Here is a 15,011-nt window from a genome sequence, read left to right as displayed (position 1 = left end):
CAGTCGGCTCCGCAGAGCGCCCAAGTAGACTGTGAGCTCCGCAGACCGAACCTTTGGGAGACATCCCGTGGCGCTCGTTGTCCAAAAATACGGTGGTTCCTCCGTCGCCGACGCATCGCGCATCAAGCGTGTGGCCCAGCGGATCGTCGCGACGAAAAAAGCCGGCAACGACGTCGTGGTCATCGTCTCGGCGATGGGTGACACGACCGACGAGCTGCTCGACCTGGCCCAGCAGGTGTCGCCGCTGCCTCCGGGCCGCGAGCTGGACATGCTGCTGACCGCGGGCGAGCGCATCTCGATGGCCCTGCTGGCCATGGCGATCGCCAACCTCGGCCACGAGGCCCGGTCCTTCACCGGCTCGCAGGCCGGGGTGATCACCGACTCCACGCACGGCAAGGCGCGCATCATCGACGTGACGCCCGGCCGTATCCGTGAGGCCCTGGACATCGGCCAGATCGCGATCGTGGCCGGCTTCCAGGGCGTCTCGCAGGACACCAAGGACATCACGACGCTCGGCCGCGGCGGCTCCGACACGACGGCGGTCGCGCTGGCGGCGGCGCTGGAGGCCGACGTCTGCGAGATCTACACCGACGTCGACGGCATCTTCACCGCCGATCCGCGCATCGTCTCCGCCGCGCGCCAGATTCCTCGCATCGCCTACGAGGAGGCCATGGAGATGGCCGCGTGCGGCGCCAAGATCCTCCACCTGCGCTGTGTGGAGTACGCCCGGCGGTTCGACCTGCCGATCCATGTCCGGAGCTCCTTCAGCAGCAGGGAAGGCACCTGGGTCGTCTCCGACCCCTATACCGAAGGAAACGTGATGGAGCAGCCGATCATCTCCGGCGTCGCGCACGACCGCAGCGAGGCGAAGATCACCGTGGTCGGGGTGCCCGACAAGGTCGGCGAGGCGGCGGCCATCTTCAGGACGCTCGCGGACGCCGAGATCAACATCGACATGATCGTCCAGAACATCTCGGCGGCGGCCACCGGGCGCACCGACATCTCCTTCACGCTGCCCTCCGCCGACGCCACGGTCGCCGTCACGGCGCTCAAGCGCATCCAGGGCGAGATCGGCTTCGAGAAGATCCTCTTCGACGACCAGATCGGCAAGGTCTCGCTGGTGGGCGCGGGCATGCGCTCCCACCCCGGCGTCACCGCCACCTTCTTCGGCGCCCTGGCCGACGCCGGCGTCAACATCGAGATGATCTCCACCTCCGAGATCCGCATCTCGGTCATCGTGGGGCAGGAGGACGTCGACGCCGCCGTCACCGCCGCGCACCGCGCCTTCGACCTCGACGCCGACCAGGTCGAGGCCGTCGTCTACGGAGGTACCGGCAGATGAGCGTCTCGTCCGAGCAGACCGGCCAGGAAGGTTCCCGCGCAGTGAACACCAAGCCCACTCTCGCCGTCGTCGGGGCCACCGGGGCCGTCGGCACCGTGATGCTGGAGATCCTTTCCGGCCGTCCCGACGTGTGGGGCGAGATCCGCCTGATCGCCTCCGCGCGCTCCGCGGGCAGGCGGCTGCGGGTCCGTGGCGAGGAGGTCGAGGTCATCGCCCTCTCGCCCGAGGCGTTCGACGGCGTGGACGTCGCCATGTTCGACGTGCCGGACGAGGTGTCGGCCGAGTGGGCGCCGATCGCGGCGTCCCGCGGCGCGGTGGCGGTGGACAACTCCGGCGCCTTCCGCATGGACCCGCAGGTGCCGCTGGTGGTGCCGGAGTGCAACCCCGAGCAGGTGCGCGAGCGGCCCCGGGGCATCATCGCCAACCCCAACTGCACGACGCTGTCCATGATGGCCGCGCTCGGCGCCCTGCACCGCGCGTACGGCCTGCGCGAGCTGGTCGTGGCCTCCTACCAGGCCGTCTCCGGCATGGGCGTCTCCGGGCCCGAGCGGCTCTACGACGAGGTCGAGGCGGTGGCGGGCAACCGCACGCTCGGCACGGTGGCGGGCGACGTCCGCAAGGCCGTCCCCGACCTGGTCGACTCGCCGTTCCCGGCGCCGCTCGCCTTCAACGTGGTCCCGGCCGCCGGGTCGTACAAGGGCGACGGCTGGTTCTCCGAGGAGCTCAAGGTCCGCAACGAGTCCCGGAAGATCCTCGGCATCCCCGACCTGAAGGTCTCGGCGACCTGCGTGCGGGTGCCCGTGGTCACCACCCACTCGCTGGCGGTCCACGCCACGTTCGAGCGGCCGGTGACGGTCGAGGAGGCCCGGGCGGTGCTGGACGCGGCCCCCACGGTGGTCGTGCTGGACGATCCCGAGAACGGCGTGTTCCCGACCCCGGCCGACGTCGTCGGCACCGATCCGACCTACGTCGGCCGCATCCGCCAGGCGCTCGACTTCCCGAACACGCTCGACATGTTCGTGTGCGGCGACAACCTGCGCAAGGGCGCGGCGCTCAACACCGCCGAGATCGCCGAGCTGGTCGCGGCCGAGTTCCAGGGCCGCTGAGCCCGCCGCGGTGGGAGTCCCCCCGGGGGCTCCCACCCACGCGCCGGCGAGGGTGTCAGAGGAACGTGATGTCCCAGTGGCTCGGCTCGTTGGCGTACATCGTGCGCCCCTGCGGGCGGCGTTCGCTGTAGGTTCCCGCGCCGTCGCCGCGCACCTCGCCCCGCTGCTTCGTGCGGATGTACCGGTCGACGCACTTGTTGTGTTCGATGTCCAGCTTGTAGCCCTGGCCGTGGCTGCGGGGCCCGTGCGCGTGGCCGATCTCGGTGCCTCCGGTCACGACGATCGGGCAGCCGCTGCGGCGCTTCAGGTCGACCACCCCCCACAGGGTGCCGAGCCGCACGGTGTCCAGCGAGGTGCACGAGCGCCGGTGGCGGCTCGCGCAGTGCCCGGACGACCGCCACCTGAGCCCCGCGTGGCGGAGCCGCCGCGCGGCCTGGGCGTGCCCCAGGCGCAGGGCGTGGTAGAGCCTGTGTTGCCTCCACAGGGCGGCGCCGAGCACGCCCGTGCGCGCCTGGGCGGCCGCCGCGGCCCGGCTCAGCCGCGGGGCGTTGGTCGCGTAGCGCGTTGCGGGCAGCGCGTTGTTCAAGGTGCGGACGCGCGCGGTGTGGCGCGCGGCCGGTGACGTCGCGTCGGGCCGGTGCCGGGCGGCGTCGCCGGCCTCGTGCGCGGCGGCCGGCCGCCGTGGGGCGGAAGCGGAGGCGGGCCGCGCGGAGGCCAGCCCCGTCACTGTGATCTGCACGGCGAGCAACGCGCAGGCACCGAGCCACGCGGGCCCGCGTCCACCGGGATGCAAACCCATATTCGTCCTCTGTCGCAGGGCGCCCCTCCGCCACACGAGGATCTATCCCATTCAGGGAAAGTGCTGACTCCACTACTCTGCGTGTTTTTGCGCGAAAATGGCGGACAAGCTGGCCGTCTGTGACCTTGACGGGCTGCGGGCCGTACAGTGGCCCCGTGGCCGAATCGACGCCCAGAGCGCGCGGAGGAGAGAAGACCCGGGATCTCATCGTCGAGACGGCCCTGCGCCTCTTCAGGGAGCGGGGATACGAGGCGACGACGATGCGGGCCATCGCGGCCGAGGCGGGCGTCTCCGTGGGGAACGCCTATTACTACTTCTCGTCCAAGGAACAGCTCGTCCAGGCCTACTACGATCGCGCGCAGTCCGAGCACGAGGCCGCGTGCCGCGATCTGCTGGCCTCGGAGCGCAAGTTCGCCGCGCGGCTGAGCGGCGTGCTGCGCGCCTGGGTGCGGGTGTCCGAGCCGTACCACGACTTCGCCGTCAAGTTCTTCAAACACGCCTCCGAGCCGAGCAATCCGCTCAGCCCGTTCAGCGGGGAGTCCACCCCCGCGCGCGAGGCGGCGATCGCGGTCTACCACCGGGTCGTCGAGGGGTCGGACGCCCGCGTCGACGCCGAGCTGCGCGAGGAGCTGCCCGAGCTGCTGTGGCTGGCGTCGATGGGCATGGTCCTGTACTGGGTGCACGACACCTCGCCCGGATGCGCGCGCACGTACCGGCTGATCGAGGTGATGGTCCCGCTCATCGACCGGCTGGTGGGGCTGTCGCACCTGCCCGGGCTGCGCGGCGTGACCAAGGACTTCCTCATGGCGATGCGCGAGCTGCGCTCCTGACGGCCCCTGCCGGGGCGGTGACAGTGCCGTATCCGGACACCCCGGAGGAACCGGGCGAAGGGGGCACGCGTTATCGGAGTACGCGCGGGGGTAGTCGGCGGTGGACGTATCCGACGGTGCGCGTGCGGCACGAACGGAGGGGAGCCGGCATGGTCAAGGGTCGCGGGGGTTCCGTGAGCAGGGCCGGGCGCGCGGCGGCGGCCTATCGCGCCTACCAGGAGGTCTCCCGGCCGGGGTCCCACGGCCTCGGCACCCGGCTGAAGGCCCTGCCGAGAATGATCTCCGGCACGATGCGCGGCGACTACCGCGCTCTCGGCAAGGGCAAGCTGGCCCTGATGGGGCTCGGCATCCTCTACATCATCTCGCCGGTGGACGTCATCCCCGACTTCCTCGCGCTGATCGGCGTGGCCGACGACTTCGGCGTGTTCCTGTGGCTGATGACGTCCCTGCTCGGCGAGAGCGGCCGCTACCTCGACTGGGAGCGCAGGAAGGTCGTCGGCGAGGTCGTCTGAGGCGCGGGGGTCAGAGCTCCTCGCGCAGCAGCCACGCCCGGGAGGGCAGTGGGTGGCCGAAGAGGCGGGCGGCGTTGCCGTAGGCGACGCGGGCGATGTCGGCGGGCGGCAGGCTGCCGAGGTTGCGGGCCAGGGCCTTCTGGACGTCGGGCCAGGTGGACTCCGAGCGGGGGTAGCCGCTTTCGAGCAGGACGTGTTCGAGGCCCACGGCGAGGCGTACGCCGGACAGGGCGTAGTCGTCCAGGGTGCCGAAGTAGAAGTTGCGGCGCAGGACCTCGCTGGGCTTCAGGCCGCCTTCCCAGGTCGCCTCGCCGGCCACCGGGTGGTCGAGGGCGTAGTCGGCCCGGGCGGACAGCATGGGAAGCCATCCGACGCCGCCCTCGACGATGAGGATGCGCAGCTTGGGGAACCGCAGCGGGACGCCCGACCACAGCCAGTCGGCGCAGGCGAACATCGCGCTGGCCGGGATCATCGTGGTGATGGCCTCGATCGGCGTGTCGGGCGAGGGCACGGGCGACCACGACGAGGCGCCGGTGTGCAGGCAGAGGACCGTTCCCGTCTCCTCACAGGCGGCGAAGAACGGGTCCCAGTGGCCGGTGTGGATGGACGGCAGGCGCAGGCGGGTCGGGAACTCGGGGAAGACGACCGCCTTGAAGCCCCGCGCGGCGTTGTCCCGGATCTCTTTGGCCGCGACCTCCGGATCGGGAAGCCAGGGGAGCTGCAGGGCGATGATGCGCTCGGGGTAGGTGCCGGCCCAGACGTCGCAGTGCCAGTCGTTGTAGGCGCGCGTGAGGGCCAGGCCGAGGTCCTGGTCGCGGGTCTTGGCGAAGGCCATGCCGGACTGGACGGCGAGCATGCCGGGGAAGTTGATCGCGGCCCAGATGCCCGCGATGTCCATGTCGGTGATGCGGGCCTCGATGTCGTAGCAGCCGGGCCGCATGTGCTCGAACCGCACGGGGTCGAGGGTCCACTGCTCGCGGGGAAGTCCGGCCCCGACGTCCATGCCCGCGCAGGAGTAGGTGCCGCCGCCGTACCGCCAGACCTGGTGGCCGGCCTCGGTCTCGACCACCTTGGGGGCGACGTCGGCGTACTTCTGCGGGAGGCGCCCTTCGAAGACGTCCGGCGGCTCGATCAGGTGATCGTCGACGCTCATGATCACATAGTCGCGCCGCCTTGGCTCGGGGTCAGGGGGCAGCGATGTGTTCACGAGGAAAACCGTATGCCGCAGGAATAACACCACACAAGCTGGGAGGTCTCCGGTTGGTATCCGTTCGCACGCGGAGCGACGCCCGGCCCCGGTGGACCTCCGGCCAAATATCGTGATGAGAGCGCATTTATGCAGTCACGAAGCCGTGACCTGCCGGGCGAGCCCGGGATAGGCGGCGACCAGCCCCTCGGACCCGAAGACGATGTCCGCCCGGAACCCCTCGCTCGCGTACCGCACGACGCCCCCGCCGAGCGGCGTGTAGCGCTGGGCGTCCGGGAGCACCGCCAGGTGCGGCACGCTCACCCACGCCATCACGAAGTCGACGGGATCGCCGCCGCCGAGCATGGCGTGGCGCAGCACCGGCATGCTGTTGGTCAGCGGCGACAGCCCGAGGTCGCAGTCCAGCGCCCCGTCCAGCAGGGACGGGTCACCGCCGGGCTCGGCCCCCTCCAGCGCTCCGGAGGCGTCCGCGCCGATCGACCAGGCGCCGTCCGCCCCCCGCCGCAGGTCGAGCGACCGCGTCCACCCGGCGCCCTCGCTGCGGACGGCCAGCGCGGCGGTCACGTAGCGCGGGCCGGTCATCAGCTCGTATTCGAGGCGGTAGGGCACCGGACCCCCGCCCACGGCCGTCCCCACCGCCGTCAGGCGTCCGCCGGAGACCTCCACGTGGGCGTACTCGGCGCCCTCGTCCTTCACCCACACGATCGACGGCATCGGCCCCTCACACGCGGAAGAACGGCGGCGCCCCCGGCGGGGTTCCGCGCGGTCATCCGCCGGTGCCCGGGCTGGGGACGACCTTTGAGCTCGTGGCGGGCTCGTCCTCGGCGGCCTTCAGATCGCGGGCCTCGCGGCGGATGAGCGCGATCCACCCGCCGATCGCGATCGCGATGAACAGCCACCACTGCACGCCGTAGGCCAGGTTGAGGCCGCCTCCGCCGCCGACGTCCGGCGCGGGGACCGGCTCGGGGGCGCTCGCCGCGGCCGGCCGCTGCTCGGTCAGCTCGACGAAGCCGCCGTACAGGCGGTACGGCAGGCGCCCGGCGATCGCGGAGGTGTCGATCAGCAGGACCTGGCGCGGGGGGAGGCCGGCGCGCTCCTCGATGCCGGTGCTGTCCTCGGTCTCCGCGGGACGTAGCCGGCCAGTGACACTTACCTCACCGGAGGGGGGCGGCGGCACCTCCGGAGGCGTGTCCGCGGTGGCCCCGACCTTCACCCAGCCGCGGTTCACGATCACCGCGGCGCCGTCGGCGGTCACCAGCGGGGTGAGCACGTAGTACCCCGGCTTGCCGTTCTGCGTACGGCGCCTGACCAGCAGCTCGCCGGCCGGATCGTAGCGCCCCGAGGCCGTCACGACGCGGAAGCGCAGCGAGTCGGGGACGGAACCGCCGGGCTTGTCCAGCGAGGTCAGCGGCACGGGCGCCGCCGCGAGGTTGGTCGTGGCGACGTCGCTCGCCGCCGACCGTTCCTCGTACCGCCCGAACTGCCACCGGCCCAGGAACACGAAGGCGGGGATGAGCACCAGGACCAGCACGTGGAAGGCCAGCCAGCGAGGTGTCAAGAGGAAGCGGTACACGCCTTCAGGGTAGGCAAGGCACGGGGTGGTCCTTCACCCGGCCATGCCCGCGACCAGCGCACCGGGCCCCGTGCCATGGGCGTGCCCGGCGGCGGTGAAGGGCCTTCCAGCCTCCGATCATGATCTCGTGGAACCGATGGCGGCGGCAGAGGTCATGCCGTACGGTCGGTTGGGTCGCCCGCCTGCGGCATGCCGTCGCGCCGGTCCTTCAGGAGCCTTCTCGAACATGACCGCGTCCACTCTCGTCCTGTCGCCCGCCGCCCGGCCGCCCGCCCTTCCGAGGCTTTCCGTGCTGGTGCGGCACGCGGTGCCGCGGGTGCTCGAGGGCATGATCCTCCCGGTCGCGATCTTCTATGTGGGCTTCCTGGTGGCGGGCGAGCGCGGCGGCGTGGGCATGGCGGTGGCCTGGGTGTACGGCGGCGCGGTGCTGCGGCTGGTGAGGCGGCAGCCCGTGCCGGGAACGGTCCTGCTGGCCATGCTGGCTGTCACCGTGCGCGCGGTGCTCACGCTGGTCACCGGCGACCTTCTGATCTTCTTCCTGCAGCCCACGCTGGGCGTCTACGCCGCGAGCCTGGCCTTCCTGGGGACGGCCGCCGCGCCGCGCCCGCTGATCCAGCGGGTGACCACCGACCTGGTCCCGCTGCCCGAGCACCTGACCCACCACCCCCGCATGCGCCGGTTCTTCGTCCACCTCTCGCTGCTGTGGGGAACGGTCCAGTTCGCCAACGGCTCGCTGAGCCTGTGGCTGTTGCTGAGCGAGTCGATCGAGACGTACCTGATCGTGCGGACGGCGGCGGTGGCCGTGCTCATGGTGCTGGCGGCGCTGGCCTCGCTGCTGGCCTTCCGCCGCGTGCTGCGGCTCCTCCACCGCTGAGCGGCTAGCCCGCGAGCCGCGACCCGGGGCCGTGCGTCGGGGTCACTTCACGAGGAGAGCTCACCTCGTGGCCTTCGGCGCAGCTCAGGTGGACGCCGACGGGCGCGCCGCAGCCGCGGTGGGTGAGGACGACGGGCGGCCCCGACTCGGCCATGTGGATGTCGCCCCACTGCATCAGGCTCACGAGGATCGGATAGAGGTCGAGCCCCTTCTGGGTGAGCCGGTACTCGTGGCGGACGCGCCGGCCCGGCTCGCGGTAGGGCACCTTGCCCAGCAGGCCCTCCTCGACCAGCCGGGACAGCCGGGCGCTGAGCACCTGGCGGGGGGCGCCGGTGCCTTCCTGCATGTCGGCGAACCGGCGCACGCCGTTGAACGCCTCGCGGAGCACCAGGAAGGTCCACTTCTCGCCCACGATCGCGAGCGTGCGTTCGATCGAGCAGTTCCGCACTCGGAAGGGGGTACGCGCGCTCATGCAGGCATCGTAGGCGGTCATATTTCCTCCCTCCACCCAGCTCAGTCTATTTGACGGACTCAGGCGGCCCCCGTGCCGCGCAGCCGATGACCGGGCGCCGAAGGTGTGCCTCGCGTGCGGTACCGTCGAGATCGTCGGCTCCTTTCGGGCGGCCCGGCCGCGGCGGCGGCGCTTGACATCCTCCCGAGGTTTGCAGAACAAGGTTCTGTTGAGTCACCATTGACGCTGTGAAGAGCGCGAAGAACGGACGTGACGGCCGCACCCGCATCATCGAGGGCGCCCTGCGACGCTTCAGCCAGGACGGGGTCTCCTCCACGACGCTGGCCAGCCTCCGCGAGGAGAGCGGCGTCAGCGTCGGGAGCTTCTACCACCACTTCGCCAGCAAGGAACACGTCTTCGGGGTGCTGTACTCCGAGATCGCGACCATGTACCAGCAGGCGTTCGTCGACGAGCTCTTCCGGCACGACACCGCCAAGGACGGCATCGAGGCGATCGTCGCCATGCACATGGCCTGGTGCGGGCGCCATCCCGAGCGGGCCCGCATCCTGATCAGCGAGCGCCCGCCCCGCCGCGAGGAGCCGGGCGGCCCCGAGGTCGCCGAGGCGCGCCGCGCGTTCTTCCGCCAGGTGGCCGACTGGTGGCGCCCCCACATGAAGAACGGCGTGCTGCGGCCCGTGGAGCCGACCATGTGCTACGTCCTGTGGCTCGGGCCCGCGACCGAGATGTGCCGCCTGTGGTTCTCCGGCGCCCACCAGCCCACCGAGGACGAGATCAGGACGCTCGGCGAGGCCGCGTGGAACAGCCTGAGGCGCGCGTCCGGCGCGTCCTGACCCGGCCGCGGCGCGCCGCCGTCGTACAGTGAGGCGACCCGCCTGACGACTCCGGGGGTGCCGCGATGAAGGTGGGCCTCGGCCTTCCGATCGCCGACGTCGACGAACTGCTCACCTGGGCGCGCCGTGCCGAGTCCGCCACGTTCACCACCCTCGGCCTGCTCGACCGTGTCGTCTACGGCAACCCCGAGCCCATGGTCACCCTGGGCGCGGTCGCGGGCGCCACCTCCACGATCCGGCTGATGACCGAGGTGCTGATCGCGCCCCTGCGCCGGCCCGCACTGCTCGCCAAGCAGGCCGCCACGCTCGACCGCCTCTCGGGCGGGCGCTTCACGCTCGGGCTCGGCGTCGGCGTCCGCGACGACGACTTCCGCGCGGTGGGAGTGGACCGCCGGCAGCGGGGACGGATCCTGGACGAGCAGGTGAGGGCGCTGCGGCGCGTCTGGGCGGGCGAGCCGTACGGCGAGGGGGCCGGCCCGATCGGGCCCGCGCCCGCGCGTCCCGGCGGCCCCGAGGTGCTGTTCGGAGGGTTCGTCCCGGCCACGGCCGAGCGCGTGGCGCACTGGGGCGACGGGTTCCTCGGCGCGATGTTCCCGCCGCCCGAGATGGGCAGGTTCTTCCGGACGGTCGAGCGGGCGTGGCGGGAGGCCGGGCGCGAAGGCCGTCCCCGGCTGGTGGCGCAGGCCAACGTCGCCCTCGGCCCCGACGAGGTCGTGGCGGAGGCCCGGCGGGAGGTCCGGGACTACTACCGGTTCCTCGAAGCGCCCGGCCACGTGGCCGAGGGCATGCTCACCACGCCGGAGGCGATCGGGCGGGCCGTCCGCGAGTTCACCGACGCCGGCGCCGACGAGGTCATGCTGTACTGCTGGTCGCCCGACCTGGGGCAGATCGACAGGATCGCCCTCGCCCTCCCCTGATGTCCGCCGGACGCCTTGCCCCGCGCCCCGCCGCCCCGTACGGTCGGACAGGCCGGCGATCATCGGGAGAGGGCATGGGCACGGTCGTTCTGGACATCACGATGTCGCTGGACGGGTTCGTCGCGACCCCCGACCACGACACCGAGCGGCTGCACGCGTGGGTGTTCAGCGACGCCGGGCAGACCGTCTTCGGTCCCGAGGTGCGCGAGCTGATGGAGACCTCGTGGACGGGCGCGGTGATCGCGGGCAGGCGGACGTACGACGTCTCGGGCGGCTGGGGCGGCGACCCGCCGGTGCCCGTCCCCTATTTCGTGATCTCGCATGACGTTCCGGAGGGCGCCGGCGAGCGCTTCACGTTCGTGACCGACGGCGTGCGCAGCGCCCTGGAGCAGGCGCAGGCGGTCGCGGGCGACGGGGGCGTCTACGTCATGGGCGGCGCGGACATCGCCCGGCAGTTCCTGGCGGCCGGGCTGCTGGACGAGATCCGCGTCCACCTCGTGCCCGTGCTGCTCGGCGCGGGCATCCCTCTGTTCGGCGGTGTCGGACCGGTGGAGCTGGAACCGCCCCGGGTGCGGTGCTTCCCCAGGAGGACGGAGCTGACCTACCGGGTGGTCGGGAAGGCCTCTTAGGCCACCTGCCGCAACTTGGTCGGGACGTGCCACACGTCCTTGTTCAGGCTGATGTCCAGGCGGAGGTCCCGGCGGCGGCGGCGCAGGCCCGGCACCTGGAAACGGTCCTGGACGGAGAAGCGGCCCCGCCAGGGGTAGCCGAAACCGATGGCGTCCGGCATCACACGGAGGTCGTCGCGGTTTCCGCAGGCCGGGCACGTCCACGCGACGAGGTCCATGCCGCGGTTGTAATCGTGGCAGGCGACGAAATATTCATCCGGCCGGAACCGGGACTCGCACGCGTAGCACGGAATCAACACGGGGATCCGCTCCTTGCAACTCCTGGTGAGGGTCCTGCGCCCCTCTGTGGTACCTGTACCCGCTTGACCGCCGCTTGCGAAGGGCTTACCCGTCCCGGTGCCCCAGGCTGTTCGGCCGATGTCCTGCATATCCCATCGTGATGGGTTCGTGATGTTGATTCGGCATTGATCGGATTTTGAACCCCGGACGGGAGCCTTGCGATGTGCACGGAACTTGGGGGGTTCGAGATCCGTGACACGTCCGGCCGGTCGTCGGGAGTGAGGCGGCCGGTCGTCGCGAGGCGCCATGCCGGTAGCCAACCGGGCCCCCAAGGCGCCACGCGGTGGCAGACGGCCGGCCGGGCACTTCAGTACGGATTCATCTAAAGCTCCAAGCACTTAACGGCGGATATGAGCTTTCCATAATTCCGCCAGCGTTGAGTGCCTATCCGGATACTTTCCGCTGAGCCGCGCGGATCGCGTGATGCTCGAAGGGGACACGGTAGGTCAAAGGTGATCAATCACGTGCGAATGACTCGGCTCGACGACGACCCCTTCAGCGTGCGGGAGCTAATCGCTGACCTGATCGAGCTTCAGCAGGGCGCGAAGGTCGTCGGCCTCGGGGGATCCGAGCCGGGTGAAGATGTCCAGGGCCCGCTTCAGGCAGTCGCCGCTCCTGCGGACGCTGCCGAGCCCGGCGAGGGCGCGGCCCAGCACGGTCAGTGACAGGGCCTCGCCGTACGGGTGCCCGATCTCCCTGCTCAGGGTCAGCGCCTGCTCGGCGTGCCGCGCGGCGTCCTTGTACCGCTCGGCGTTGATGAACGTCTCGGCCAGACGGCAGCAGACCCGCTGCTCCCACACCTTCTGCCCGCCCGCACGGAAGAAGTCCAGGCACTCGGCGTGGTGGACGACCGCCTCGGTGAGCCGTCCCACCCGGGACAGGACGACGCCGAGCTGGTAGCGCGCGCGTGCCATCCCGGCGCCGCTGCCGAGCTCCGAGAACAGCGCGAGGCCGCGCTCGGCGGCGCTGATCGCCTCGTCCGTGCGGCCGAGGCCCAGGTGGTCGCGCGAGGAGTAGCTCGCCACCAGTGCCTCGCCGCCGATCGCCCCGCTCTCCTTGAACGCCTTCAGCGCCGAGTCGAACCAGGCCAGCGCCTCCTCGTGGCGGCGGCGGCGCCCCGCGACGACCGCGAGCGCGTTGTAGGTCTCCCCGGTGACGATCGGATCGCCGAGGGCCTCCGCCAGCTCCAGCGCGGCGCGGAACTCGGCGTCCGCCTCGCGCAGCCGGTTGGCCCCGAACAGCACGCGGCCGAGGACGTACCGGCAGCGCAGCTCGCTAGGCCTGTCGCCGATCGCCTGCGCCGAGACGAGCACCGTGGTCGCGCGGCCGTGGAACTCGCGGACGTAGGCGCCGGACTCCAGCAGCGGCTCCATGGCCAGCAGCAGGTCGGCGGCCAGCCGCAGCGTCTCGGGGGTGCGGGCCGACTCGGCGGCCTGCCCGATCGCGGCGAACAGCGTCTCGGCCTCGACGGTCAGCCACAGGACGGCCTCGTCGGCGCTGGTGAACGTGCGGCCCGCGATCCCGGTGGCGGTCAGGTGCTCGCAGATCACGCTGCCCTCGTAGGCGAGCCGGTGCGCGGCCTGCGCCGAGGCCAGGTAGAAGCCCAGCAGCCGCCGCGTCGCCGGCGCCCCGGCGTCCGTGCCCTCGTTCGCCTCGGCGTGCCGGCGCGCGAACAGCCGCAGCAGGTCGTGGTAGCGGTACCGGCCCGGCGCGGGCGCCTCCAGCAGGCTCACGTCGACCAGGGACTCCAGCATGTCCTCGGTCTCGATCGTGCTGAGGTCCAGCAGCGCGGCCGCCGCCTGCACCGAGATGTCCGGGCCGTTCGGCAGCGACAGCAGCCGGAACGCGCGGGCCTGCCCCGCGTCCAGGTGGCCGTACCCGAGGGAGAAGGTGGCGTCCACGGCCAGGTGGCCGATGCGCATCTCGTCCAGCCGCCGCCGCTCGTCGGCCAGCCGCGGGACGAGCGAGGCCACGGTCCAGCCCGGCCTCGCCGCGAGCCTGGCCGCGACGATGCGGACGGCGAGCGGAAGGAACCCGCAGATGGCGACCACGTCCATGGCCGCGGCGCGCTCGACGGCCACGCGCTCGGGTCCGGCGACGGCCGCGAACAGGCTCAGCGCCTCCTCCGGCTCCATCACCTCCAGGTCGACCAGGCGGGCGGACGGCAGGTCGGCCAGCTTGACGCGGCTGGTCACGATCGCCGCGCAGCCCGCCGTGCCCGGCAGCAGGTGCTCGACCTGCTCGGCGTCGCGGGCGTTGTCGAGCAGCACGATCATGCGGCGGTCGGCGAGCAGCGAGCGGAACAACGCGGCGCGCTCGGCCAGCCCGTCGGGGATGATGTCGACCGGCAGCCCGAGCGCGCGCAGGAACGCGGCCAGCACCGACTCCGGGGCGGTCGGCTCCTCGCCGTATCCGCGCAGGTCCGCGTACAACTGCCCGTCGGGGAACACCTCGTGCAGCGAGTGGGCGACGTGGACGGCCAGGGCGGTCTTGCCGACGCCGCCGATGCCCGACACCGCGGCCACGGGCACGCCCTCGGCCCCGCCCGCGCTCGTCAGCAGCGTGCGCAGCCGGTTGACGACTTCCCTGCGCCCGGTGAAGTCGCTCACGGCGGCGGGGAGCTGCGCGGGGCGCGGCATCTCCTGGACGCCCTCGTGCTCGGCGTCCTCGGCGGCCGGCGCCTCGGCCGCGGCGGCGCGCGCGTCCTTGCCGGGGCCGTCCCCGTCGGGGGAGGGCGCGCGGCGCGTCCAGGCGAGGCCGGGGTCGGCGGCGAGGATGCGCTGGTGGAGCGAGGCCAGCTCGCGGCCGGGGTCGATGCCGAGCTCCTCGACCAGGGCGCGGCGGATGTCGCCGAAGACGGCGAGCGCGTCCGCCTGCCGTCCGCAGCGGTAGTAGGCCAGCATGAGCTGCCCGCGCAGGCGTTCCCTGAGCGGGTGCTCGGAGATGAGCGCGATGAGCTCGTGGACCACGTCGGCGTGCCGGCCGAGTTCGAGGTCCAGCCGCATGAGGGTCTCGACCACGCCGATGCGGCGCTCGACGAGCCGGCCGCGCTGGCTCTCGATGTACGGCCCGACGGCGCCGGCCAGTGGCTCGCCCGACCACAGGCCGAGCGCCCGGCGCAGGGTGGCCGCGGCGGCGGCCGGGTCGTCGTTCCTGCGCTCGGTCTCGGCCTCGCCGACGAGGCGCTCGAACTCGGCCAGGTCGAGCGCGCCCGGCGGGAGCCGCAGCGCGTAGCCGCGCCCGACCGAGGTCAGCAGCTCGGGGCGCATGCGCGGGGAGCGGTCCGGTTCGAGGACGGCGCGCAGCCGGGAGACGTACGTCCGCAGCGCGCCGAGCGCCCGCGGCGGCGCGTCGTCCCCCCAGATGGCGTCGATCATCTCCGTGGGGGACACCGCGCGGCCCTCGCGGAGCAGCAGCATGGCGAGGATGGACCGTTGCAGCGGCGTGCCCAGCTCCAGCTCCCGGCCGTCCTGCCAGGCAAGCACCGGTCCGAGGACCGCGAAGCGAAGGCCAGCCTCGTCGCCCTGACTAGCCATGTCCGAGTTCCCCACCCTTTAGCCGATTCAATGCAAAGCATAGAT

The 15,011-nt window shown here is 72.1% G+C and carries 15 protein-coding genes; 8 read left to right on the top strand and 7 right to left on the bottom strand.

The window, feature by feature from the left end; translation table 11 throughout:
* Positions 1 to 67: 67 nt before the first annotated feature.
* Positions 68 to 1,342, top strand: a complete 1,275-nt coding sequence (locus BJ982_RS06895; RefSeq protein ID WP_184877638.1) for an aspartate kinase — start codon at positions 68 to 70, stop codon at positions 1,340 to 1,342.
* Complete coding sequence (locus BJ982_RS06890; protein WP_184877636.1) at positions 1,339 to 2,448, top strand: aspartate-semialdehyde dehydrogenase; 1,110 nt, start codon at positions 1,339 to 1,341, stop codon at positions 2,446 to 2,448. The genes BJ982_RS06895 and BJ982_RS06890 overlap by 4 nt, the downstream gene beginning before the upstream one ends.
* A gap of 55 nt (positions 2,449 to 2,503) precedes the next feature.
* Here BJ982_RS06890 and BJ982_RS06885 read toward each other — a convergent pair whose 3' ends face one another.
* The gene (locus BJ982_RS06885; protein ID WP_184877634.1) at positions 2,504 to 3,187 is read right to left on the bottom strand and encodes a hypothetical protein; all 684 of its coding nucleotides are present in this window, start codon (positions 3,185 to 3,187) and stop codon (positions 2,504 to 2,506) included.
* 215 nt (positions 3,188 to 3,402) lie between these two features.
* Here BJ982_RS06885 and BJ982_RS06880 point away from each other — a divergent pair, with 215 nt between their 5' ends.
* Both BJ982_RS06880 and BJ982_RS06875 read left to right on the top strand, forming a co-directional pair.
* Positions 3,403 to 4,077: a TetR/AcrR family transcriptional regulator gene (locus tag BJ982_RS06880; RefSeq protein WP_184877632.1), complete on the top strand. Its 675-nt coding sequence runs from the start codon at positions 3,403 to 3,405 to the stop codon at positions 4,075 to 4,077.
* Positions 4,078 to 4,226: 149 nt separating this feature from the next.
* Complete coding sequence (locus BJ982_RS06875) at positions 4,227 to 4,589, top strand: YkvA family protein (RefSeq protein WP_221482282.1); 363 nt, start codon at positions 4,227 to 4,229, stop codon at positions 4,587 to 4,589.
* Positions 4,590 to 4,599: 10 nt separating this feature from the next.
* Here BJ982_RS06875 and BJ982_RS06870 read toward each other — a convergent pair whose 3' ends face one another.
* The 3 genes from BJ982_RS06870 to BJ982_RS06860 all read right to left on the bottom strand — a co-directional run bounded on the left by BJ982_RS06870 (position 4,600) and on the right by BJ982_RS06860 (position 7,369).
* On the bottom strand, positions 4,600 to 5,742 hold the full coding sequence (locus BJ982_RS06870) for an amidohydrolase family protein (RefSeq protein ID WP_221482281.1): 1,143 nt from the start codon (positions 5,740 to 5,742) through the stop codon (positions 4,600 to 4,602).
* Positions 5,743 to 5,931: 189 nt separating this feature from the next.
* Entirely contained in the window at positions 5,932 to 6,510 is a 579-nt protein-coding gene (locus BJ982_RS06865) for a putative glycolipid-binding domain-containing protein (RefSeq protein ID WP_184877630.1), read from the bottom strand.
* 52 nt (positions 6,511 to 6,562) lie between these two features.
* Positions 6,563 to 7,369 (bottom strand): SURF1 family cytochrome oxidase biogenesis protein, encoded by an 807-nt coding sequence (locus tag BJ982_RS06860; RefSeq protein ID WP_184877629.1) that lies wholly within the window; start codon positions 7,367 to 7,369, stop codon positions 6,563 to 6,565.
* A 226-nt stretch (positions 7,370 to 7,595) separates the two neighbouring features.
* On the opposite strand from BJ982_RS06860, the gene BJ982_RS06855 reads away from it, so the two are divergent.
* A complete protein-coding gene (locus BJ982_RS06855) occupies positions 7,596 to 8,243 on the top strand; it encodes a VC0807 family protein (RefSeq protein WP_184877628.1) in 648 nt (215 codons plus the stop codon).
* A 4-nt stretch (positions 8,244 to 8,247) separates the two neighbouring features.
* Here the strand turns inward: BJ982_RS06855 and BJ982_RS06850 are convergent, their stop codons facing one another.
* Positions 8,248 to 8,715 (bottom strand): winged helix-turn-helix transcriptional regulator, encoded by a 468-nt coding sequence (locus BJ982_RS06850; RefSeq protein ID WP_184877627.1) that lies wholly within the window; start codon positions 8,713 to 8,715, stop codon positions 8,248 to 8,250.
* A gap of 227 nt (positions 8,716 to 8,942) precedes the next feature.
* On the opposite strand from BJ982_RS06850, the gene BJ982_RS06845 reads away from it, so the two are divergent.
* The 3 genes from BJ982_RS06845 to BJ982_RS06835 all read left to right on the top strand — a co-directional run bounded on the left by BJ982_RS06845 (position 8,943) and on the right by BJ982_RS06835 (position 11,091).
* On the top strand, positions 8,943 to 9,545 hold the full coding sequence (locus BJ982_RS06845; RefSeq protein ID WP_184877626.1) for a TetR/AcrR family transcriptional regulator: 603 nt from the start codon (positions 8,943 to 8,945) through the stop codon (positions 9,543 to 9,545).
* A gap of 65 nt (positions 9,546 to 9,610) precedes the next feature.
* Complete coding sequence (locus BJ982_RS06840) at positions 9,611 to 10,462, top strand: LLM class flavin-dependent oxidoreductase (protein ID WP_184877624.1); 852 nt, start codon at positions 9,611 to 9,613, stop codon at positions 10,460 to 10,462.
* 74 nt (positions 10,463 to 10,536) lie between these two features.
* Complete coding sequence (locus BJ982_RS06835; RefSeq protein ID WP_184877622.1) at positions 10,537 to 11,091, top strand: dihydrofolate reductase family protein; 555 nt, start codon at positions 10,537 to 10,539, stop codon at positions 11,089 to 11,091.
* Here the strand turns inward: BJ982_RS06835 and BJ982_RS06830 are convergent.
* A complete protein-coding gene (locus BJ982_RS06830) occupies positions 11,088 to 11,309 on the bottom strand; it encodes a hypothetical protein (protein WP_239122965.1) in 222 nt (73 codons plus the stop codon). The two genes, BJ982_RS06835 and BJ982_RS06830, sit on opposite strands and share 4 nt — an antisense overlap.
* 630 nt (positions 11,310 to 11,939) lie before the next feature.
* Positions 11,940 to 14,966, bottom strand: a complete 3,027-nt coding sequence (locus tag BJ982_RS06825; RefSeq protein ID WP_184877619.1) for an AfsR/SARP family transcriptional regulator — start codon at positions 14,964 to 14,966, stop codon at positions 11,940 to 11,942.
* Between the last annotated feature and the right edge of the window lie 45 nt (positions 14,967 to 15,011).

Source organism: Sphaerisporangium siamense (assembly GCF_014205275.1).
Taxonomy (GTDB): Bacteria; Actinomycetota; Actinomycetes; order Streptosporangiales; family Streptosporangiaceae; genus Sphaerisporangium; species Sphaerisporangium siamense.
Note: the sequence above shows the minus strand (reverse complement) of the source record. Positions and strands in the feature narration are given on the sequence as shown.

Excerpts from the sequence above, each read along its gene's own strand:
- BJ982_RS06835 (WP_184877622.1), top strand. The coding sequence starts at position 10,537 with ATGGGCACGGTCGTTCTGGACATCACGATGTCGCTGGACGGGTTCGTC.
- BJ982_RS06875 (WP_221482282.1), top strand. The coding sequence starts at position 4,227 with ATGGTCAAGGGTCGCGGGGGTTCCGTGAGCAGGGCCGGGCGCGCGGCG.
- BJ982_RS06890 (WP_184877636.1), top strand. The coding sequence starts at position 1,339 with ATGAGCGTCTCGTCCGAGCAGACCGGCCAGGAAGGTTCCCGCGCAGTG.
- BJ982_RS06850 (WP_184877627.1), bottom strand. The coding sequence starts at position 8,715 with ATGAGCGCGCGTACCCCCTTCCGAGTGCGGAACTGCTCGATCGAACGC.
- BJ982_RS06830 (WP_239122965.1), bottom strand. The coding sequence starts at position 11,309 with ATGGACCTCGTCGCGTGGACGTGCCCGGCCTGCGGAAACCGCGACGAC.
- BJ982_RS06855 (WP_184877628.1), top strand. The coding sequence starts at position 7,596 with ATGACCGCGTCCACTCTCGTCCTGTCGCCCGCCGCCCGGCCGCCCGCC.
- BJ982_RS06840 (WP_184877624.1), top strand. The coding sequence starts at position 9,611 with ATGAAGGTGGGCCTCGGCCTTCCGATCGCCGACGTCGACGAACTGCTC.
- BJ982_RS06825 (WP_184877619.1), bottom strand. The coding sequence starts at position 14,966 with ATGGCTAGTCAGGGCGACGAGGCTGGCCTTCGCTTCGCGGTCCTCGGA.
- BJ982_RS06865 (WP_184877630.1), bottom strand. The coding sequence starts at position 6,510 with ATGCCGTCGATCGTGTGGGTGAAGGACGAGGGCGCCGAGTACGCCCAC.
- BJ982_RS06870 (WP_221482281.1), bottom strand. The coding sequence starts at position 5,742 with ATGAGCGTCGACGATCACCTGATCGAGCCGCCGGACGTCTTCGAAGGG.